Here is a 19,529-nt window from a genome sequence, read left to right as displayed (position 1 = left end):
CGGCTGTCCCTCAGGCCGCGATGAACCGGTAGGCTCCGTCCTTGCGTTCGGCATAGCCGACGCCGGGATAGGTCCAGTGATATCCGAGCATCTTCAGTCTCTCCGAAGCCGCACGGTCGAGCAGTGCCCGGCGGCTTTTCAGCGCCAGTTCCGCATCCGTATCGAAGCCGAAATGCCAGGCGGGATGCTCGAAGAAGATCACGTCGTTGGTACAGGCATCTCCGGTGATCAGCAGGTTTCCGTTGCCGGCGAGCTCGATCGACACATGGCCGGGGGTGTGGCCGGGCGTCTCCATCACATGCATGCCCGAGACGATCTCGTCACCCGGCTTCACCATCGTGAGGCGCTCCTTGACGGCGAAGAGGTCGCGCTGGGCGCCTTCCGCAAAGGCGTGCAGGGCCGCAGGCATGTGGGCCTTGTAGTCCTTGTCGGCCCAGAAATTCCATTCCCGCTCGCTGACGAAGTAGTCGGCATTCGGATAGAGCACGCGGCCATCCGATGTCGTCGTCGCGCCGGAATGGTCGGGATGGACGTGTGTGAAGACCACCTTGGTCACCTGCTCGGGCGTCACGCCGAGGCGGCGCAGGTTCTCCTCCAGCCTGCCGGCACTGGGCTGGAAATGCGTGCCCGAGCCGTTGTCGATGAGGATCAGGTCGCTGCCATGCCGGATCAGCGGAATGTTTGCCTGGACAGGCGCCTGCTCGCTGTTCCCGCCAAGCCGCGTCAGGATTTCTTGTCTTTGCTCAACGGTCGCATCGGGCACCAGCACCGCGGCGGGAAGGGTGAGGAAGCCGTCGCTCACCACCGTGATGTCGAAGGCGCCATGGGTGAGGCGGTGGAAATCGGCCGCCGCCGCCTTGGCCGGCATGAGACTGGCTGCGGCGAGAGCCGCGGTTCCGGTGAGAATATCCCGCCGCGTCAGGCTGGCGAATGCGTCAGGCAGTGTGTGCATCGACGGATCTCCTTGGGTGACGGAGCGACGATACCACCGCAGCAGGTTTCATGCGCGCAGGATTTGCATGGGCCAGCGTGGAGGAAGCGGCGGCCACCCTCGACCTTCTCCCCCGCACCACACCTCCCTACAGCGCCACCCCGCTGTCGCGGTCGAACACGTAGACGAGGTTGCGGTCGATGCCGGCGTGGAAGGGTGTGCCGTGGCGGGCGGGGTGGTCGCCGTCGACGACGGCGGTGATCTGCTGGCCGGCAAAGCGAAACAGCACATGCGTCTGCGCGCCCGTCGGCTCCACCAGCAGCGTCTCGCCGGATATGCCATCGCCGGCGGCGGTCGTCATGTGTTCCGGGCGAAGGCCGATCTTGACGCTCTGGCCTCGCTTCACCTTGCGCTCAGGCGAAATGGTGATCGCCGCACCCTCCGCAAGCCTCACCACTGGCATGTCGTTGTCGCCGTCAATGGTACCCTCGATGAGGTTCATCGCCGGCGAGCCGATGAAGCCGGCGACGAACAGGTTGGCCGGCGTCCGGTAAAGCTGCATCGGGGTGCCCACCTGCTCGATACGGCCGGCGTTGAGAACGACGATGCGGTCGGCAAGCGTCATCGCCTCGATCTGGTCGTGCGTCACGTAGATCGACGTGGTGCCGACCTTCTGGTGCAGCGACTTGATCTCGGTGCGCATGGCGACGCGCAGCTTGGCGTCGAGGTTGGAGAGCGGCTCGTCGAACAGGAAGACGGCCGGATCGCGCACGATCGCCCGGCCCATGGCGACGCGCTGGCGCTGGCCGCCGGACAGCTGGCTCGGCTTGCGATCCAGCAGGTCCTCGAGCGCCAGCATGCGGGCAGCCTCGTTGACGCGGCTGGTGATCTCGGGCTTGGCGACCCCGGCAAGCTTCAGGTTGAAGCCCATGTTCTCGGCCACCGTCATGTGCGGATAGAGCGCGTAGGACTGGAAGACCATGGCGATGTTACGCTCGCGCGGCGTCAGCGCGTTGACCACCTTGCCGCCGATCACCACCTCGCCGTCGGTGATGTCCTCCAGCCCGGCGATCATCCGCAGCAGGGTGGATTTGCCGCAGCCGGACGGACCGACCAGCGCGATGAACTCGCCGTCATCGACGGTGAGCGACACGTCGTGGACCACCTGAAGCGCGCCGTAGCTCTTAACGAGGTGACGAAGACCGACCGATGCCATGTTGCTTGCTCCGTTTATGTCAGGATTTGACGGCGCCGGCCGTCAGGCCCGCGATGATGTGTTTCTGGGCGAGGAAGAAGACGATGATCGTCGGCAGGATGGTCAGCGTGATGAAGGCCAGCACCAGCTGCCAGTCGGTGCCGAATTCGCCGCGATAGACCATGATGCCGAGCGGCCAGGGATACTTGCTCTCGGTATTGAGCATGATCAGCGGCAGGATGTAGCTGTTCCAGCTGCTGACGAAGGTGACGATGCCGACGGTGGCGACGATCGGCCGCGACAGCGGCAGCGAGATGTACCAGAAGAAGCGGATATAGCCGCAGCCGTCGACGAAGGCCGCCTGGAACATCTCCTCCGGCAGGTTGCGGAAGTAGTTGCGGAACAGGAGGATGCTCATGCCGAGCCCGAAGGCCACCTGCGGCAGGATCACCCCCCAGTAGCTGTCCAGGAGGCCGAGATCGCGGATGCGGATGAACAGCGGCAGGATGGCGGTTGCCGCCGGAAACATCAGGCCGATGAGAAAATAGTTGAGCAGCTGGTTGGCGCCGAAGAAGCGGATATGCGCAAAGCAGAAGGCCGCCATCGACGACACGACGAGGGTCAGGAAGACCGTCACGCCGGCGATCAGCAGCGAATTGGTCATCTGCCGCCAGTAGCGCTCGCCAAACAGGATGTCGATGTAGTTGGACCACACCCATTCGCTGGGCAGGCCGAACGGGTTGAGCCGGAGGTCGCCGAGCGTCTTGAAGCCGCCGAGCGCCGTGGTGACGAGCGGCACCAGCACGATCGCTGCCACCAGCGACAGCGAAGCGTAGACATAGAGGCGGGTGCCTGCGGAGACACGGACCGTGGATGATGTGTCAGTCATGGCGCATGAAGATCCTCTTGTAGCCGAAGGCGATCGTCACGCAGATGACGAACAGCACGACGCCTACGGCGCTGCCGAGCCCGACCTGCATGCGGGTGACGCCGTAGGTATAAAGGAAGGTCACCATCGTCTGCGTCGAGTTGGACGGACCGCCGCCGGTGAGCGGCATGATCAGGTCGAACAGCTGCAGCGAGCCGATGATGGCGAAGAACACCGAAAGCCGAACCGTCGAACCGAGCAGCGGCAGGGTGACGTAGCGGAACTTCTGCCAGCCGGTGGCACCGTCAATCTCGGCGGCTTCCATGATGCTCTTGTCGAGCGACTGCAGGCCGGCGATGAACAGCATCATGTGGAAGCCGAAATATTTCCAGATGACGACGGCCAGCACCGCGTAGATGGCCAGGTCCTTGTCCGCCAGCACGTAGGGCGTGGCAATGCCGAGGAAGCCGGCGATCGCCGCAAACAGACCGTAGTCGCCGTCATAGACGAAGCGCCAGATGAGGCCGGCCGCGACGTCGGCGAGCACGTAGGGCAGGAAGAACACCAGCCGGAAGGCAACCACCCCGGCGATCTTCTTGCCGAGCATCACCGCAAGCCAGATGGCGAGCGGGATCTGCAGCAGCAGCGACACGACGATGATCAGGCCGTTGTTGATCAGCGCCCGCGAGAAGGCGGCGTTGTTGAACAGCACCTCGAAATTGCGGATCCCGACGAATTCGGTCGGCGTGCCGTAGCCGTTCCAGCGGTAGAGGCTGTACCAGGCGGCTTCCCCCATCGGCAGGATGACGAACAGCGTGAACAGGAGGAGGGCAGGCGGCAGAAAGATGATCAGCGCCGGCAGCCGTCCCCGGGCCGTCGGGCTCTTGTGGCGGGTTTTTTCGGGCGTCCCCAGGGCGGCTGCCTCGGTGATGCTGGCGGATATGTTGTTCATCCCATATGTCCTTGTCGCGCGACCTGTCGTCGCCCGCGCCGGTGACGGCGTTAACCGTCACCGGGCGTTGGGCCTACTCGAGTTCGATGGCGTCCTGGATCGCCTGCGCACCGTCTTCCGGCGTCATCTGGCCGGACAGGATTTCGACCGAGACGTCGTTGACGACGCGTCCGACGGACGGGCCAAGATCCTGGTCGAAGAAGTTCTGGTGCCAGGTGGAGGCGGCAAGCTGGTCAGCCGACTCGCGCACCAGCCGGTCCTTCAGGCCTTCCTCGGCATTGACCGCGGCCGGGATGATCATGCCCTTGGCGGCAAGGTCCCGCTCCGTCTCCTGGCTGGTCAGGAAGCGCAGGAAGTCGATGGCGGCCGGTGAGGCGTTCTTGGTAACGCCCCAGCCGTTCAGGCCACCCAGCGTGTCGGTCGCCTTGCCTGCGCCACCTTCGACGACGGGAAAGCCGAAGCGGCCGATATTGTCGGAGGCCAGCCCCTTGCCGTCGCCGGCGTTCTTGCGCTGGTTGGGCTCGGTGTTTTCGAAGCCGAGCAGGATCGCCGCGCGGCCGTCACCGAAGGTGCCGAGCGTCTGCGGCCAGCTGGCGCCGAGATAGCCGTTCTGGAACGGCTCCAGCTTGCCGAGTTCTGCCAGTAGCTCGCCGGCCTTGATCACCGACGGGTCCATGAAGCCTTCGCCCTGCTTGTTCTTGGCCGCCTCGAACACCTGCTGGCCGCCATTGCGCATGACGAGATAGCTCCAGTAGAAATGCAGCGGCCACTTGTCGCCACCGCCGCCGGCAATCGGCGTGATGCCGGCAGCCTTCAGCGTCTTCACGGCGCCGAGGAAGTCGGTCCAGGTCTTGATGTCCTCGGCCTTGACGCCGGCCTTAGCGAGCAGCTCCCTGTTGTAGAAGAAGCTGACCGTGCCCATCCGGTAGGGGACGGCGGAGATCTTGCCGTCGAAGGTCAGGCCGGCAACGGCTGCCGGCTTGTAGGTCTTGGCCCATTTGCCGCCGTCGGCGTTCATCGCCTCGGTCAGGTCCAGGAGCGCGCCGGTCTGCGCCTGCTGGCGAAGCACGCCGCCGCCCCAGCTGTAGAAGAAGTCGGGCGCCGCATCCGACTGCAGGAGCGTCGGCAGTTTTGCCTTGAACGCCTCGTTCTCGAGGAACTGCAGCTGGATATCGACATCCGGGTGCTGCGCCTCGTATTTCTTGGCGACCTCTTCCCAGGCCTCGATATAGGCAGGTACAGTCTCGACGTGCATCCATTTGACGACCGTCTGGGCCGCCGACGCGGCATGGACGCTAAGAAGCGATGAAAGTGCAGTGGCTGCGGCAAGCGCAGTGATCCGGACGCCCCGAAGGGACGTCGCCTTATGGTGATAGGTCATTCTTCCTCCTCCAAAAGGGAAACAACCATCCTCAATTTTTCCCTTATGCGGATTAATTCAAACGACAACTGCCCGGATGTCAACCACGATCGCTGATTATCTCAGCACATTGGCTTGACAACAGGCAGGGCATCGCCGTTATTTAATTCGCAACCCTGCAAAAATAGGGTGGTACATCACAGCGATCGCGAGCATCCGGCATTACATGAAGACTGCAGATCCAGAATTGATGCGCGCGATCAACCGCTTCACCGTGCTCGACAAGATTCGCAGGCGAGGGCCGATCTCGCGTGTCGAGATCAGCGAACGCTCGCAGCTGTCTTCGACGACGGTCTCGGCCATCACCGGCTCGCTGCTCGACGACGGGCTGATCCTGACCCGCCACGAAGGCGACATCCGCAACACCGCCGCCCGCGGCAGGCCGCGGGTGATGCTGGAGCTCAACCCGGATGCCGCACGCGTCGTCGGCGCCAAGATCGCTGCCAACCGCATCGTCTTCGCGCTCACCGATTTCCGCGGCGAGGTCCTGTCGCAATTGACCATCCCGGTGCGCGTCGACCGGCTGCCGATCAGCGTCATCAGCGACCTGGTGGAAGACGGCGTGCGGCGCTGCGTCGTCGATGCCGGCCTGTCGCTGGGCGATATCGATACGGTCTGCCTCGGGCTTCCGGGCGTCGTCGAGCATCGCACCGGCAAGGTGCGCTCCAGCCCGATCTTTCGCGAGACCGACGTCAATTTCGCAGCCGAGATGACCAGCAGGCTCGACCTGCCGGCGATCGTCGAAAGCGACGCGCATGCGATCGCGCTGGCGCATCACTGGTTCGGCCACGCCCGCGACCTCGACGACTTCGTCATCGTCTCGCTGGAGCAGACGCTCGGGCTCGGTCTCATGCACAGCGGCCAGCTGTTTCGCGGCGCCGGCGGCCTCAGTCATAATCTAGGCGACCTGGTACTCGGCACCGCCTCCGACCGTATCGTCAGGCTCGCCGAAATCGCCGGCGAATCGGCGATCTTCGGCGAGCAGCAGACGGTCGGCCATTTTGCCGAAGCCGTCCGGCTGGGGCGCGGCATGGCCCATGCGCAGGCGCTGATTTCCGCCGACGACAGTCCGCTTGCGGAAGCGGCGGTGCGCGCCGGCGAGGCCGTCGGCCTGGCGATCGCCAACATCGTCACCCTTTTTGGTCCGCCGCGCGTCATCATCGTCGGCTCGACGCTGTCGCTCGGCGAGGTCTTCATCGACAGCCTGCGCAGTTCCTATACGCGCGCCATTCCCCGCTCGATCCGCGAGATCGCCGAACTGGTGTTCGACGCCTCGCCCGACGAGGCCTGGGCGCAAGGGGCGGCGATCGTCGCGCTGCGCGAACTCTACGAATCGCCCTGGGGAACGACAGGGCCGGCATCGAGCCTCTGAAGGCACGGCCATTTCATCATTCGCTTTGGGAGGAGAAGCATGGAAAAGCTCGGAATCGGCATCATCGGATGCGGCAACATCTCATCGGCCTACCTGACGGCGATGGCCTCGTTCCCGGTCCTCGACATTCGCGGCATCGCCGATCTCAATCAGGGGCTGGCCGAACAGCGCGCCGGCGAATTCAACCTCGTCGCGCGCAGCATCGACGACCTGCTGAGCGATCCGCAGATTCAGCTGATCGTCAACCTCACGGTGCCGAAGGCGCATGTCGAAGTGGGCCTGCAGGCACTGGCGCACGGCAAGCACACCTATTCGGAAAAGCCGCTCGGGGTAACCTTCGCCGAAGGCCTGAAGCTTGCCGAGACGGCGAAGGCGAGCGGCCTGCGCATCGGTGCCGCGCCCGATACGTTTCTCGGCGGCGCCCACCAGACGGCTCGGTCGATCATAGATACCGGCGTGCTCGGCATGCCGGTTGGCGGCACCGCCACCTTCATGTGCCCCGGCCACGAGCGCTGGCATCCCAATCCGGATTTCTACTACGAGGCCGGCGGCGGCCCGATGCTCGACATGGGGCCCTATTACATCACCGATCTCGTCAACCTGCTGGGGCCGGTCGCCAAGGTCGCAGGCTTCGCCATTGCCCCGCGCAGCGAACGCACCATCACCAGCGAGCCGCGCAACGGTGAGAAGATCCCGGTGCACATTCCAACGCATGTCTCTGGCGTCATGGCCTTCGAAAGCGGTGCGGTGGTGCAGATCGGCATGAGCTTCGACGTCGCCGGCCATAAGCATGTGCCGCTCGAGGTCTATGGCACCGAGGGCACGCTGATTGTTCCGGATCCCAACAAGTTCGGCGGCGACATCGAACTGTTGAAGAAGGGTGGCAGCTTCGAGCCGCAGCCGACGACGGAGCCCTATGCGGACGGCAATTACCGGTCGCTCGGCGTCGCCGACATGGCGCATGCCATCCTGTCGAACCGGCCGCACCGCGCCAACGGCGATCTGGCGCTGCACGTGCTGGAGGTGATGGAGGCGTTCGGCAAGGCTGCCGACAGCGGCCAGACCATCACCATCGCCACCCGTCCGGAGCGGCCTGCGCCGCTTTCGCAATCGATCGTCGACGGCCGTCTGGCCCGCTGACCTGACAGTTTTCTGGAGGAGAATGACATGCGTGAAGCTTTGATCGTCTGGGGTGGATGGAGCGGCCACGAGCCGCAGGAATGCGCCCACATCATCAGGGACATCCTCCAGGAGGAGGGGTTCAAGGTCTATCTGGAGAACACCACGGAAGCCTTTGCCGACCCGTCGATCCACGACCTGTCGCTGATCGTGCCGATCATGACGATGTCGAAGATAGAGAAGGAAGAGGCAAAGAACCTCGCCGCCGCCGTCGAGAACGGTGTCGGCATTGCCGGTTATCACGGCGGCGCCGGCGATGCGTTCCGCGAATGCGTCGAGTACCAGTTCATCATCGGTGGCCAGTGGGTCGCCCATCCGGGCAACATCATCGACTACACGGTCAACGTCACCCGCCCGGACGACGAAGTAATGCAGGGCATCGGCGATTTCCCCTATACGTCCGAGCAGTACTACATGCATGTCGACCCCTCCAACGAAGTGCTGGCAACGACGACGTTCCGCGGCGACCACGCCTACTGGATCGACGGCGTGGTGATGCCGGTCGTCTGGAAGCGTCAATACGGCAAGGGGCGGGTGTTCTATTCGTCGCTCGGCCATGTGGCGAAGGAATTCGACGTTCCGCAGATGCGCACGATCTACACGCGTGGCGCAAACTGGGCGGCGCGCTGAAGCGCCATCCCTTGCCGCCCGCCCACCGATTGTCTGAACCAGTGGCCTGTGTCTCATGAAGATCACCGCGATCAAGCCGTATGTGGCAAAGCTCGGCGTGCGCAACCAGCTGCTCGTCAAGGTCGAAACCGATGCCGGCATCCATGGCTGGGGCGAGTCCGGCCTGTCCTACCGGGAAAAGGCGGTGGTGGGCGCCATCGACCACTACAGCCGGTTTCTCATCGGCCGCGATCCGATGCAGTGCGCCGCGCTCTGGCAGGAGATGTACCGCAGCCAGTATTTCGAGGGTGGCCGGGTGCTGACGGCGGCGATTTCCGCCCTCGACATCGCCTTCCACGACATCCGCGGCAAGGCGCTTGGGGTGCCCGTGCATCAACTGCTTGGCGGACGCCAGCGCGATCTGGTGCCGGCCTTTGCCACCACTTCGGCCGAGCCTGGGCCGGAGATGGTCGAGCAGGCGCTGCTCCTCAAGAAGGAGGGCTGGCGCTGTATCCGCATGATCGCCACCGGCCAGGAGAACCAGGAACGCTTCGAGCCGCGCCAGTCGATCGCAACGACGGCCGAATGGGTGCGGCGGGCGCGTGAGGCGGTGGGCGACGAGATCACGCTCGGCGTCGAATACCATCATCGGCTGAGCGTCGCCGAGGCGGCATCCTTCTGCCAGAAGCTGCCGAAGGGGACGCTCGATTTCATCGAGGAGCCGATCCGCGACGAGGCGCCCTCGGCCTATGAGGCATTGCGCCGGATGACCGACATTCCGTTCGCCATCGGCGAGGAATTTTCGTCGAAGTGGCAGTTCCTGTCCTATGTCGAACGCGACCTCATGCAGTTCTGCCGCATCGATATCTGCAATGTCGGTGGCTTCACCGAGGCGATGAAGGTCGCCGGATGGTGCGAGGCGCATTACGTCGACCTGATGCCGCACGCGCCGCTCGGTGCCGTCTGCACGGCAGCCTCCGTCCATCTGGGTGCTGCCGTTGCCAACTTCGCCTGGCTGGAATGCCGCGCCTCGCCGACCGAACAGCTGGGCTTCGGCGACCCGGCGATCTACCCGAAGCAGACCCGCATGGACGGCCCCTTCTACGTAGTGCCGGATGAGCCGGGGCTGGGGGTCGAGGTCAACGAGGAGCTGCTCGCTGCCGCCGCGTTCGAATATACCGAGCCGCCGCACCTGCGCCGCGACGACGGCTCCTTCACCAACTGGTAGATCTGTAACCGGAGCATTTGGCGCCGCCGGTCTATCGGCGGATCTCCTCCATCACGCGGACGATGCAGTCCTGCCCGGTGCAGCGTGTGCAGCGGAAGGTCAGAAGTTTGGGGTCACGCCCGAACCCTTTCGTGCGGGCCAGATCGCGCGCGGTAAAGTTTCCCGCATGGCCGCAGCGTCTGCAGGTGACCTGCAGGATCATCCGGTGGCGGGCAGCTTTGCCGAGCGTGTCGATCGTGATGGTCATATCAGCGAGATCGAACATAACGTGAACAAACGCAAGCGGTTTCGACTGCGATCCACAGGCGGATGCCAGGGTTCGATGAATAGCTTCCCGGAAACGAAAGAAGGCGGAGCCGTCGGGCTCCGCCTTCTCGATAGGTGCGGCGAGGTCCGGCTTATTCGCCGACCAGGAGCTCCGCGCAGTAGCTCGGGCCGCGTGCGCCCGGACGGTCGGCAACGATGCGGATCTGCTGGATGCGATAGTCGGCATCGGCGGTGATCTGCGCCGAGCAGCTGACGCGCATCGAGCGGCCGTCCTGCGTCTTGATGCGATTGTAGCCGCCGCGCCAGTTGTAGATGGTCTGCGAGCCGACTTCGGTGTCGCTCACCGGCGGCGCGAAGCGGGCGAAGAAGGTGCCGGCGGACTTGCCCTTCCAGTAGCTTTCGACGGGATTGCTGGCGGGGCCGACCGTGGTGGCGCATCCAGACAGCATGCCGGCAATCGCCGCCAGCGCAATCAAGCGGTAGTTCATGGTTTTCCTAATCCTTTATGCAGGAGGTGCGGTTGACCACCGCACGAAATACGGCGCGTCGGCGAACAGGTCTTGGGAACTGAACTGCGCGGCCGGCCCTGCCGCACTATCAGGTTTTTGAATGGCTTCGAGGGGGGAGGACCGGTTGCGCTGCGAAAAAATTGCCGAATTGCCTTTTCTGCCACGCTTTCCGCGGCAAAAGGGCGGTTTATCCCCGTCATGGGCGGCTGTTTCGATTGTCGTGAGGGACTGCCGGGTGTAGTCTGATCCTCTGCTGCGCCGCCGGGGAGGGCGTCACGGCACCAAGTGCGAACGGTATCTGGGAGGATGTCACCGTGAAGCAGGACAAATGGCCTTTTCTTCTGTCACTCGAACTGTCGCTGGCGCTCTGGATGGTGATCGTCGGACTGGTCTACGTCGTCACCGCCTGACGCCATGCCGGTTGCTCTAGCGATTGCCATGTATCGTCTCCTGGGAGACGCTGCGACAGATTGCCTCCATGCTGGGTTGCTTATATGTTGCGATCCGGTGCAGGTGGGGCATGGCGCGGTTGTGGACTGCGTGCCGATTTTGGATTGGGCAAGGCAGAATTGAAGCGCGGACGCGGTGAGAGAACGACGCTGCACGACGTGGCGACCAAAGCCGGTGTCAGCGCCATCACCGTATCGCGCGCCTTGCGCGAGCCGGAGAAGGTGACGCCGGAGCTGCGCAGTCGCATCCTGCAGCTGGTCGAGGAGATGAGCTACGTGCCCGACCAGGCGGCGCGGGCGCTGGCCAGTCGCCACAACTCCACCTTCGGCGTGCTGGTGCCGTCGCTCAGCAACCGGGCCGTCATAGGCCTGATGCAGGGGATCGAGGAGCGGGTGCGCGATACCACTTTCCGCATCCAGTATGCCAACACCCACAATTGCGTTCAGGAAGAACGCCGCCAGGTGCGGCTGCTGCTGTCGCAGAATACCGCCGGCATCGTGCTCGGAGGGCTGGAAGGCCTCGACGATCTGCGCGAAACGATCGAGCGCGCCAACTGTCCGATCATCCAGGTGGTCGATGTCGGCCTGCCGACGCCGGGCACGGTGATCGCACTGGATCATTTCGAGGCCGCCGCGGCCGCCACCCGCCATCTGATCGCCTGCGGCTACCGGCGCATCGCGCTGATGGGCGCGACGATGGCCGAGCGCAGCCGCCGGCGTACCGAAGGCTACAGCCTCGCCATGCACGAGGCGGGCCTCTTCGATCCGGGCCTGATCCACCACGAGAACGCCACCAGCAGCACCCAGATGGGCTCGCGGATGCTGCACCGGGCGATCAGCATCGCGCCCGATCTCGACGGCGTCTTCTGCCAGAACGACGACATCGCGCTCGGCGTGCTGTTCGAGGCGCGGCGGATGGGCAAGCGCGTCCCGGACGATTTCGGCATTTGCGGCTACAACGATCTGGATTTCTCCGCGGTGATGGAGCCGCCGCTGACGACGATCCGCACGCCGCTCTTCGAGATCGGCTACCGCGCCGCCGACATGATGATCCGCGCCGCCGACGGCAAGCCTGCCCCGCAGCAGGTGATCAACCTCGGCTTTGAACTGATCGAGCGACGCACCACCCGCCGCCTGCCGCAGTGACTCTTGCTCAAACCCGTCCTGCTGCCGCCGTCTCAGACGCCTGAGAACGGTTCCCGCCGCTGGTGATCTCCCCACCTGTAGGGATGCCGGCAGGGCAGAGAGTTGGCCAGTGGCAAGAGATCGCGGAGGAGAACTGAGGCGGCGGCATCGTTGACCACCAACGTCTGCAGCCGCCTGCTATTCGCTATTCGCTATTTGATGTCACCCAACAGCTCGGCGGCGCGGCCGGCGCTGACCCGGCGGATGTCGGCCTCGTCGCGGCGGGCGGCGAAAGCTTCGGTTGCCATCAGCTCGTCGGCAAGATCGGCCGGAAGCGACAGGATCACCCGCTGGCCGTCGCGATGGATGCCGCCCAGGTCGGAGCGCCGTCCCGTCACCATGCCACCGGCAACCGTGTTGTTGGTATCCGGGTCGATGATGATGAAGGCGCCGGTGGCGCGGTTCTGGTCGTAGGGATCGAAGATCGCCGCCTCGTCGAAGGAGAGGTGCACCTTGCCGATGGCGTTCATGCCGAGCGCCTCGTGATGCGCCTTCCATTTGCCGGAGGACAATTCGAGCTGCGAGACCGGTGTCACCGTCACCCGCTGGCGGCGTGATCCGCTCTTCAGCCAGTAGCCCTTGGCGGGCTCGATACCGCCCGGCTGCAACGCTACCAGCTGCGCATCGAAGTTGAGGCCGGTCATCGGCTGGCCGTCCATCGAGACGATCATGTCGCCGCGCGACACGTCGACCTGGCGGTCGAGCACCAGCGTCACCGCGTCACCGGCAACGGCCGCATTGCGTACCAGGTCGAAGGTGACGATCTGCTTGACGTTCGCCACCATGCCGGACGGCAGGATGGTGACGCTGTCACCTGGCTTCACCGAGCCGCCGGCGACAGTTCCCTGGTAACCGCGAAAGCTTTCGCCGGGACGCGCGACGCGCTGCACCGGCAGCCGGAAACCGCCCGCCTGGGCAGACCGCGTGGTGGCAAGCTCCAGCGTCTCGACCAGCGTCGGGCCTTCGTACCACGCCATCGACGCGCGGCCGTCATAGACGACGTTCTCGCCCTTCAGCGCCGACATCGGGATCGCAGTGATCTGCCGGACCCCGAGCGATAGCGCAAGCTCACGGAAATCATGGCTGATCTTGTCGTAGATCGCCTTGTCGTAGGCCACCAGGTCGATCTTGTTGACCGCCAGCACGAACTGCTTGATGCCCATCAGCGAGGCGATGGTCGCATGCCGGCGCGTCTGCTCAAGAAGCCCGGTGCGGGCGTCGACCAGCAGGATGGCGAGGTCGGCAGTCGAGGCGCCGGTTGCCATGTTGCGGGTATACTGCTCGTGACCGGGCGTATCGGCAACGATGAACGAGCGCCGGTCGGTGGCGAAATAGCGATAGGCGACATCGATGGTGATGCCCTGTTCGCGCTCCGCCTGCAGGCCGTCGAGAAGCAGCGCGAAGTCGGGAAGGCCGAGATCGTTCTGCGCACCGCTGTCGCGCTTCAGTGTCGCCGCCTGGTCTTCCTTCACCGCCTTGGTGTCCCACAGCAGGCGGCCGATCAGCGTCGACTTTCCGTCGTCGACCGAGCCGCAGGTGATGAGGCGCAGGGGGCGGCTGTCGCGCACGGCGCGCGCCGGCTCGGCGAATGGCAGGATGGTGGCCGACGTTGTCGGCGCAGTCTGGGTGTTTGTCACAGACATCAGAAGTAACCCTCGCGCTTCTTCTTCTCCATCGATCCGGACTGGTCGCGGTCAATGGCGCGCCCCTGGCGCTCGGAGACGGTGGCGATCTCCAGCTCGGCGATCACCTCGTTCAGCGTTTTCGCCTGCGAGCGGATCGCACCGGTCAGCGGGAAGCAGCCGAGCGTACGAAAGCGGATCATGCCATGCTGCACGCTCTCGTCGGGCAGCAGTTCGAGCCGCGGATCCTCGGCCAGCACCATCATCCCGTCGCGCTCCACGTAAGGGCGCTCGGCGGCGTAGTAGAGCGGCACGAGGGGAATGTTCTCCGCCTGGATGTAGCGCCAGATATCGACTTCGGTCCAGTTCGATAGCGGGAAGGCCCGCACGCTCTCGCCCTTGCGGATCATGCCGTTATAGATGTTCCACAGCTCCGGGCGCTGGTTGCGCGGATCCCAGCGATGCTCGGGCGTCCGGAAGGAATAGATGCGCTCCTTGGCGCGGCTGGCCTCCTCATCGCGGCGGGCACCGCCAAAGGCCGCGTCGTAGCCGCCAGCATCCAGCGCCTGGCGCAGCGCCTCGGTCTTCATGATGTCGGTGTAGAGCGCAGAGCCGTGGCTGAACGGCGTCACGCCTTCAATCTTGCCGCGCGGATTGGTGTGCACCACGAGATCGAGATCGTAGCGCCGCGCCATCTCGTCGCGGAACTCGATCATCTCGCGGAACTTCCAGCCGGTATCGATGTGCAGGAGCGGGAAGGGGACGCGGCCGGGATAGAAGGCCTTGCGGGCGAGATGCAGAAGGACGGAACTGTCCTTGCCGATCGAGTAGAGCATGACCGGCTTGTCGAACTCGGCGGCGACCTCGCGGAAGATATGGATCGCTTCGTTTTCCAGCGCCTTCAGATGCGGATCGAGGGGGGGCTTCGGAACCTGGTCCTGCGAGTGCGTATCGTATTCGGATGTATGGGGATGCATGGTGTTCGTTGTCCTTGGGCCGCTTCGGCCGGTCGTCCGTCAGTCAGTTTGCCGTCAGGCGCGTGTCGGGATGGCGATTGCGGTGGCCGTTTCCGGCACGTGAAGCCCGCACTCGCGCTTCTCGTCGTTTTCCCACCACCATCGGCCGGCGCGTTCCGGCTCGCCGGGCTTGATCGCCCGCGTACAGGGCTCGCAGCCGATCGACGGGTAGCCTCTTGCGTGCAGCGGGTTGATCGGCACGCCATGGTCCGCGACGAAGGCGTTGATCGCATCGAGCGACCAATCGGCCAGCGGGTTGACCTTGATCAGCGCCCGCTCGGCGTCGAACTCGACGAACGGCGTGGTCGCCCGATTGCCGGACTGGCCGCGGCGCAGGCCGGTGATCCAGATCTCGGCGCCCGCAAGCGCGCTGGCAAGCGGCTTCAGTTTGCGGACCCCACAGCAGGCATGGCGAGCCTCGACGCTGTCGTAGAAGCCGTTCAGCCCGTATTGCGCCGCATAGGCGTCGACGTCCTTCTGCGCCGGGCGGAAGCGGCGGATGGTCAGCCCGAAGCGCTCCTCGGTCTGGTTGATCAGCACGACGCTTTCCATGAACAGCCGGCCCGTCTCCAGCGTCGCCACGTCGATCGGCAGCCGGTTGAGGCCGATCGCCGCGGTGATCACCTGGTCTTCGATGCCGAGCGAGGTGGTAAAGACCGCGCGGCCGAGGCTTGCCGCCAGCGACAGGCGGCCGGCAAGGTCGAGAGACGCGAATTGATCATCAAGCGACGCGAGGTCTGCTGGCGTCTGATGCTGGGTCATTGGCTGTCGATGTCCGTCGTTCCAAGTATTCCCGCTTATCCCACGCGCAGGGGCGGCAGGACAGGAATGACGGTTCGAAGCAACCCGGAGACGGAGCAAATATCTCTAGAAATCCGACGCCCGCGAGAAAACCCGGCTGCTCTGCCGAAAAACCCCGAAATCCGCCCTCGGAGAGGGTCCGATCTGTTTGTAATCCCGCGTAAATTGCGGTAGTCCAGAAGGCAGGTTTCGATCTGTCGTGACGGCATCAGCCGGGATGGCGCAAGCGTTACCTTCCGCATGGTTCACAACTCTCTCCTGGACCTTCCCGCTGCCGATCCAGTATCGGTCGGCTGGCGAAGGCTAATCCTGATGTCGCAGACGGACGCCGCATGATTTCGCAGAAAGCCAAATATGCTCTTCGGGCCCTGACGGCCCTGGCGCAGGCGGATGCGGAGCGGCCGCTGATGATCAGCGAGATCGCCGTGCAGCAGGCCATTCCGAAGAAATTCCTCGAACAGATCCTGCTCGAGCTGAAGCGCAGCGGCATCGTCGAGAGCCGGCGCGGCAAGCAGGGCGGCTATCTGCTGCTGAAGCCTGCCACGTCGATCACCTTTGGAGAGGTGCTGCGGCTGATCGACGGGCCGATCGCGCCGCTTCCGTGCCTGTCGCTGACCGCCTACCGGCGCTGTGAGGATTGCGACGGCGAGCATCTCTGCGAAATCCGCCACGTCTTTGCCCGGGTCGCGGAAGCCAGCCGCTCGGTGCTGTTCTCCACCTCGATTGCCGATGCGGTGGATGGCGTCGGCGTCGATGCCGCGGTGAGGATCGTCGCCGATAAGGCGAGCGAGGCGGAACTCCTGTCCGCCTGAGACCGACGCATCTCGGCCGCCGTACTCACGGCGCGCCTTTCGCCCGACCGACACTTCTCATCTTTCAACCTCCCGATGCTCCAGAACCGCGTGCTTTTGGGTTGCCAAGCGCACGCTTCGGCGGATTGCGATTTTGCATATGAGGCCTTTGCCGATCCGGGCGTTTTGTCGGTGAGGGTGCCGAAGCCGCTTTCTTTGCTGGCTTCACCTGCCGTCGGGAAACAGTTTTGCCTTTGTCCGCAGCCGGCCCGCAGGCGGATTGACCAAGTCTACCCGTTCGGTAGACATTGCGTTGGCAACGTCTGGAGGGAACGCGACCATGAAACTGATGACCGGACTGGGCGCCGTGGCGCTTGGAATTTCGCTTGCGGCCGGCCTTGCAGCCCCTGCCGCCTACGCAGATACCACGCTGCTGAATGTTTCCTACGATCCGACCCGCGAGCTCTACAAGGATTTCAACGCCGCCTTCGCCAAGCACTACAAGGCTGAAACCGGCGAGACAGTGACCATCCAGCAGTCGCATGGCGGATCCGGCAAGCAGGCCCGTTCGGTGATCGACGGCCTGGAAGCCGACGTCGTGACACTGGCGCTGGAAAGCGACATCAACGCCATCGTCGACAACGGCGGCAAGATCAAGCCGGACTGGCGCGGCCGGCTGCCGCACAATTCCTCGCCCTACACCTCGACCATCGTCTTCCTGGTGCGCAAGGGCAACCCGAAGGGCATCCATAACTGGGGCGATCTCGTGAAGGGCGACGTGCAGATCGTCACCCCGAACCCGAAGACATCCGGCGGAGCCCGCTGGAACTACCTGGCGGCCTGGGCCTGGGCGAACGAGGAGTTCAAGGGCGACCAGGACAAGATCAAGGCCTACATCGCCGACCTCTACAAGCGTGCGCCGGTTCTCGACAGCGGTGCCCGCGGCTCCACCGTCACCTTCGCCCAGCGCCAGATCGGCGATGTGCTGCTGGCCTGGGAAAACGAGGCCTACCTGGCCGGCCAGGAGTTCGGCGAAGACGAGTTCGACATCGTCGTGCCGCCGATCTCCATCCTCGCGGAACCGCCGGTCGCGGTGGTCGACCAGAACGTCGACGCCAAGGGTAGCCGCAAGGTCGCCGAGGCCTATCTCCAGTATCTCTACTCGGACGAGGGCCAGAACATTGCAGCCAAGCACTTCTACCGGCCGGCGAAGCCCGAGGTCGTCAAGCAGGACCTGCTGAAGAAGCTGCCCGACGTAAAGCTCGTCACCATCGATGATCCGCAGTTCGGCGGGTGGAAGAAGGCCCAGCCCGAGCATTTCGGTGACGGCGGCATCTTCGACCAGATCTACAAGCCGGCCCGCTAAGGCGCGTCTCGGGGAACAAAGAAGAAGGCGTCATTATATATGGCAGACACGGCCACCTCTGGGTGGCGATGGAAACAGCCGAGCATCATCCCGGGTTTCGGGCTGACGCTCGGCTTTTCGCTCGCATACCTGTCGCTGATCATTCTCATTCCGCTGGCGGCGCTCGTCTGGCGCACCGTGTCGATGGGCTGGGGCGACTTCTTCGCCATCCTCACGGACGAGCGGACGCTCGCCGCCCTCTACATCAGCTTTGGCACCGCACTGCTGGCGGCGCTCGTCAATGCCGTCTTCGGCGTGCTGATCTGCTGGATCCTGGTGCGCTACGATTTTCCCGGCCGTCGGCTGATCGATGCGATGGTCGATCTGCCCTTTGCGCTGCCGACGGCAGTCGCCGGCATCGCGCTCGCCTCGCTCTATGCGCCCAAGGGCTGGATCGGCGCCTGGTTCATGCCGCTCGGCCTCAGGATCGCCTTCACGCCGCTCGGCATCGTCGTCGCGCTGATCTTCATCGGCCTGCCATTCGTCGTGCGCACCGTGCAGCCTGTGATGGAGGAGATCGACCGCGAGGTGGAGGAGGCAGCCGCGACGCTCGGTGCCAGTCGCTGGCAAACCATCACCCGCGTACTGCTGCCGGGCTTGGCGCCGGCCGTTCTCACCGGTTTCGCGCTGGCATTTGCCCGCGGCGTCGGCGAATACGGCTCGGTGGTGTTCATCGCCGGCAACATCCCTTACGTCTCCGAGATCGCGCCGCTGTTGATCGTCATCCGCCTGGAGGAATTCAACTACGCCGGCGCCACGGCGGTGGCGACGATCATGCTGGTGATCTCGTTCTCGATGCTGCTGGTCATCAACCTCATCCAGGCCTGGAGCCGCAAGAGGTATGGCAATGTCTGAGCCCTCTCGCGCCACGTCCCGTGCCAGGTTCCGCGATCCGGCCGACGAGCGGCCGCTGACCAAGCTGCTGCTGATCCTGGTCGGTATGCTGTTTCTCGCCTTCTTCCTCTTCCTGCCGCTGGTGGCGGTGTTTGTCGAGGCGTTCCGCAAGGGCGTCGAGGCCTATGTCGAGGCGCTGGTCGAGCCGGACGCCGTCTCTGCCATCCGCCTGACTCTGCTGGTGGCGGCCATCGCCGTTCCGCTCAACCTGGTGTTCGGCATCGCCGCAGCCTGGGCCATCGCCAAGTTCGACTTCAAGGGCAAGGCCTTCCTGATCACCCTCATCGACCTGCCGTTCTCGATCTCGCCGGTCATTTCCGGCCTCGTCTACGTGCTGCTGTTCGGCAGCCAGAGCGTGCTCGGCCCCTTCCTCAAGAGCTACGGCATCGAGATCCTGTTCGCCGTCCCCGGCATCGTGCTGGCAACCGTCTTCGTCACCTTCCCGTTCATCGCCCGCGAACTCATCCCGCTGATGCAGGACCAGGGAAGCGGCGACGAGGAAGCGGCGCTGTCGCTTGGCGCATCCGGCTGGCAGACCTTCCGTTATGTCACGCTGCCCAACATCAAGTGGGGCCTGCTCTACGGCGTGCTGCTCTGCAACGCCCGCGCCATGGGCGAGTTCGGCGCCGTCTCGGTGGTATCCGGCCATGTCCGCGGTCTCACCAACACGATGCCGCTGCATGTCGAAATCCTCTACAACGAATACAACTTCGTTGCCGCCTTTGCCGTCGCCTCGCTGCTGGCGGCCCTGGCACTGGTGACGCTCGCCCTCAAAACGCTTCTGGAACTGCGGTTCGGTGCCGGCGGCGCCGGCGGACGCAGGCATTGAAAGGCCT

General features: G+C 64.4%; 19 protein-coding genes. 9 read left to right on the top strand and 10 right to left on the bottom strand.

From position 1 onward, the window contains the following. Positions 1-10: 10 nt before the first annotated feature. From ACR65N_RS03845 to ACR65N_RS03825, 5 genes are all read right to left on the bottom strand, one after another. Positions 11-952 carry an MBL fold metallo-hydrolase gene (locus ACR65N_RS03845; RefSeq protein ID WP_440455807.1) on the bottom strand — a complete coding sequence of 314 codons (942 nt, stop codon included), beginning with the start codon at positions 950-952 and terminating at the stop codon, positions 11-13. A 127-nt stretch (positions 953-1,079) separates the two neighbouring features. Continuing rightward, a complete protein-coding gene (locus tag ACR65N_RS03840) occupies positions 1,080-2,147 on the bottom strand; it encodes an ABC transporter ATP-binding protein (protein WP_440455806.1) in 1,068 nt (355 codons plus the stop codon). Positions 2,148-2,166: 19 nt separating this feature from the next. Further along, positions 2,167-3,015: a carbohydrate ABC transporter permease gene (locus ACR65N_RS03835; RefSeq protein ID WP_440455805.1), complete on the bottom strand. Its 849-nt coding sequence runs from the start codon at positions 3,013-3,015 to the stop codon at positions 2,167-2,169. Then, positions 3,008-3,946: a carbohydrate ABC transporter permease gene (locus tag ACR65N_RS03830; RefSeq protein ID WP_440455804.1), complete on the bottom strand. Its 939-nt coding sequence runs from the start codon at positions 3,944-3,946 to the stop codon at positions 3,008-3,010. The genes ACR65N_RS03835 and ACR65N_RS03830 overlap by 8 nt, the downstream gene beginning before the upstream one ends. A gap of 73 nt (positions 3,947-4,019) precedes the next feature. Next, positions 4,020-5,327, bottom strand: a complete 1,308-nt coding sequence (locus ACR65N_RS03825) for an ABC transporter substrate-binding protein (protein ID WP_440455803.1) — start codon at positions 5,325-5,327, stop codon at positions 4,020-4,022. Positions 5,328-5,532: 205 nt separating this feature from the next. Between ACR65N_RS03825 and ACR65N_RS03820 the strand changes: the two genes are divergently transcribed. From ACR65N_RS03820 to ACR65N_RS03805, 4 genes are read left to right on the top strand one after another with little or no spacing between them, the layout of a single operon-like run. Further along, positions 5,533-6,738 carry an ROK family protein gene (locus tag ACR65N_RS03820; RefSeq protein ID WP_430305630.1) on the top strand — a complete coding sequence of 402 codons (1,206 nt, stop codon included), beginning with the start codon at positions 5,533-5,535 and terminating at the stop codon, positions 6,736-6,738. A 39-nt stretch (positions 6,739-6,777) separates the two neighbouring features. Continuing rightward, complete coding sequence (locus ACR65N_RS03815) at positions 6,778-7,878, top strand: Gfo/Idh/MocA family protein (protein WP_440455802.1); 1,101 nt, start codon at positions 6,778-6,780, stop codon at positions 7,876-7,878. A gap of 27 nt (positions 7,879-7,905) precedes the next feature. Continuing rightward, positions 7,906-8,547 (top strand): ThuA domain-containing protein, encoded by a 642-nt coding sequence (locus ACR65N_RS03810; protein WP_440455801.1) that lies wholly within the window; start codon positions 7,906-7,908, stop codon positions 8,545-8,547. 55 nt (positions 8,548-8,602) lie between these two features. After that, positions 8,603-9,754: a mandelate racemase/muconate lactonizing enzyme family protein gene (locus ACR65N_RS03805; RefSeq protein ID WP_440455800.1), complete on the top strand. Its 1,152-nt coding sequence runs from the start codon at positions 8,603-8,605 to the stop codon at positions 9,752-9,754. A 31-nt stretch (positions 9,755-9,785) separates the two neighbouring features. On the opposite strand, the gene ACR65N_RS03800 is transcribed toward ACR65N_RS03805, so the two are convergent. Both ACR65N_RS03800 and ACR65N_RS03795 read right to left on the bottom strand, forming a co-directional pair. Continuing rightward, positions 9,786-10,001, bottom strand: a complete 216-nt coding sequence (locus ACR65N_RS03800) for a hypothetical protein (RefSeq protein ID WP_430305625.1) — start codon at positions 9,999-10,001, stop codon at positions 9,786-9,788. Between the two features lie 151 nt (positions 10,002-10,152). Beyond that, the gene (locus ACR65N_RS03795) at positions 10,153-10,509 is read right to left on the bottom strand and encodes a hypothetical protein (RefSeq protein ID WP_440455799.1); all 357 of its coding nucleotides are present in this window, start codon (positions 10,507-10,509) and stop codon (positions 10,153-10,155) included. A gap of 575 nt (positions 10,510-11,084) precedes the next feature. Between ACR65N_RS03795 and ACR65N_RS03790 the strand changes: the two genes are divergently transcribed. Further along, positions 11,085-12,125: a LacI family DNA-binding transcriptional regulator gene (locus tag ACR65N_RS03790; protein WP_440455798.1), complete on the top strand. Its 1,041-nt coding sequence runs from the start codon at positions 11,085-11,087 to the stop codon at positions 12,123-12,125. Between the two features lie 191 nt (positions 12,126-12,316). Here ACR65N_RS03790 and cysN read toward each other — a convergent pair whose 3' ends face one another. The 3 genes from cysN to ACR65N_RS03775 are packed head-to-tail and all read right to left on the bottom strand — an operon-like array spanning position 12,317 to position 15,564. Next, complete coding sequence (gene cysN / locus ACR65N_RS03785; RefSeq protein WP_440455797.1) at positions 12,317-13,807, bottom strand: sulfate adenylyltransferase subunit CysN; 1,491 nt, start codon at positions 13,805-13,807, stop codon at positions 12,317-12,319. Then, positions 13,807-14,763 (bottom strand): sulfate adenylyltransferase subunit CysD, encoded by a 957-nt coding sequence (cysD, locus tag ACR65N_RS03780; RefSeq protein ID WP_440455796.1) that lies wholly within the window; start codon positions 14,761-14,763, stop codon positions 13,807-13,809. The genes cysN and cysD overlap by 1 nt, the downstream gene beginning before the upstream one ends. Positions 14,764-14,817: 54 nt before the next feature. Beyond that, positions 14,818-15,564: a phosphoadenylyl-sulfate reductase gene (locus ACR65N_RS03775; RefSeq protein ID WP_440455795.1), complete on the bottom strand. Its 747-nt coding sequence runs from the start codon at positions 15,562-15,564 to the stop codon at positions 14,818-14,820. A gap of 371 nt (positions 15,565-15,935) precedes the next feature. On the opposite strand from ACR65N_RS03775, the gene ACR65N_RS03770 reads away from it, so the two are divergent. The 4 genes from ACR65N_RS03770 to cysW all read left to right on the top strand — a co-directional run bounded on the left by ACR65N_RS03770 (position 15,936) and on the right by cysW (position 19,522). Further along, on the top strand, positions 15,936-16,415 hold the full coding sequence (locus ACR65N_RS03770) for an RrF2 family transcriptional regulator (RefSeq protein WP_430305618.1): 480 nt from the start codon (positions 15,936-15,938) through the stop codon (positions 16,413-16,415). A gap of 319 nt (positions 16,416-16,734) precedes the next feature. Next, positions 16,735-17,760, top strand: a complete 1,026-nt coding sequence (locus ACR65N_RS03765; RefSeq protein ID WP_440455794.1) for a sulfate ABC transporter substrate-binding protein — start codon at positions 16,735-16,737, stop codon at positions 17,758-17,760. A 39-nt stretch (positions 17,761-17,799) separates the two neighbouring features. Beyond that, positions 17,800-18,654, top strand: a complete 855-nt coding sequence (cysT, locus tag ACR65N_RS03760) for a sulfate ABC transporter permease subunit CysT (protein ID WP_430305616.1) — start codon at positions 17,800-17,802, stop codon at positions 18,652-18,654. Then, positions 18,647-19,522: a sulfate ABC transporter permease subunit CysW gene (cysW, locus tag ACR65N_RS03755; protein ID WP_440455793.1), complete on the top strand. Its 876-nt coding sequence runs from the start codon at positions 18,647-18,649 to the stop codon at positions 19,520-19,522. The genes cysT and cysW overlap by 8 nt, the downstream gene beginning before the upstream one ends. The last annotated feature ends 7 nt before the right edge of the window (positions 19,523-19,529 follow it).

It is taken from the genome of Rhizobium sp. SAFR-030 (genome assembly GCF_059415005.1).
Note: the sequence above shows the minus strand (reverse complement) of the source record. Positions and strands in the feature narration are given on the sequence as shown.

Excerpts from the sequence above, each read along its gene's own strand:
- ACR65N_RS03845 (WP_440455807.1), bottom strand. The coding sequence starts at position 952 with ATGCACACACTGCCTGACGCATTCGCCAGCCTGACGCGGCGGGATATT.
- ACR65N_RS03770 (WP_430305618.1), top strand. The coding sequence starts at position 15,936 with ATGATTTCGCAGAAAGCCAAATATGCTCTTCGGGCCCTGACGGCCCTG.
- ACR65N_RS03835 (WP_440455805.1), bottom strand. The coding sequence starts at position 3,015 with ATGACTGACACATCATCCACGGTCCGTGTCTCCGCAGGCACCCGCCTC.
- ACR65N_RS03800 (WP_430305625.1), bottom strand. The coding sequence starts at position 10,001 with ATGACCATCACGATCGACACGCTCGGCAAAGCTGCCCGCCACCGGATG.
- cysW (WP_440455793.1), top strand. The coding sequence starts at position 18,647 with ATGTCTGAGCCCTCTCGCGCCACGTCCCGTGCCAGGTTCCGCGATCCG.
- ACR65N_RS03765 (WP_440455794.1), top strand. The coding sequence starts at position 16,735 with ATGAAACTGATGACCGGACTGGGCGCCGTGGCGCTTGGAATTTCGCTT.
- ACR65N_RS03840 (WP_440455806.1), bottom strand. The coding sequence starts at position 2,147 with ATGGCATCGGTCGGTCTTCGTCACCTCGTTAAGAGCTACGGCGCGCTT.
- ACR65N_RS03820 (WP_430305630.1), top strand. The coding sequence starts at position 5,533 with ATGAAGACTGCAGATCCAGAATTGATGCGCGCGATCAACCGCTTCACC.
- cysN (WP_440455797.1), bottom strand. The coding sequence starts at position 13,807 with ATGTCTGTGACAAACACCCAGACTGCGCCGACAACGTCGGCCACCATC.
- ACR65N_RS03805 (WP_440455800.1), top strand. The coding sequence starts at position 8,603 with ATGAAGATCACCGCGATCAAGCCGTATGTGGCAAAGCTCGGCGTGCGC.
- ACR65N_RS03795 (WP_440455799.1), bottom strand. The coding sequence starts at position 10,509 with ATGAACTACCGCTTGATTGCGCTGGCGGCGATTGCCGGCATGCTGTCT.
- ACR65N_RS03825 (WP_440455803.1), bottom strand. The coding sequence starts at position 5,327 with ATGACCTATCACCATAAGGCGACGTCCCTTCGGGGCGTCCGGATCACT.
- ACR65N_RS03810 (WP_440455801.1), top strand. The coding sequence starts at position 7,906 with ATGCGTGAAGCTTTGATCGTCTGGGGTGGATGGAGCGGCCACGAGCCG.
- cysD (WP_440455796.1), bottom strand. The coding sequence starts at position 14,763 with ATGCATCCCCATACATCCGAATACGATACGCACTCGCAGGACCAGGTT.
- cysT (WP_430305616.1), top strand. The coding sequence starts at position 17,800 with ATGGCAGACACGGCCACCTCTGGGTGGCGATGGAAACAGCCGAGCATC.
- ACR65N_RS03775 (WP_440455795.1), bottom strand. The coding sequence starts at position 15,564 with ATGACCCAGCATCAGACGCCAGCAGACCTCGCGTCGCTTGATGATCAA.
- ACR65N_RS03815 (WP_440455802.1), top strand. The coding sequence starts at position 6,778 with ATGGAAAAGCTCGGAATCGGCATCATCGGATGCGGCAACATCTCATCG.
- ACR65N_RS03830 (WP_440455804.1), bottom strand. The coding sequence starts at position 3,946 with ATGAACAACATATCCGCCAGCATCACCGAGGCAGCCGCCCTGGGGACG.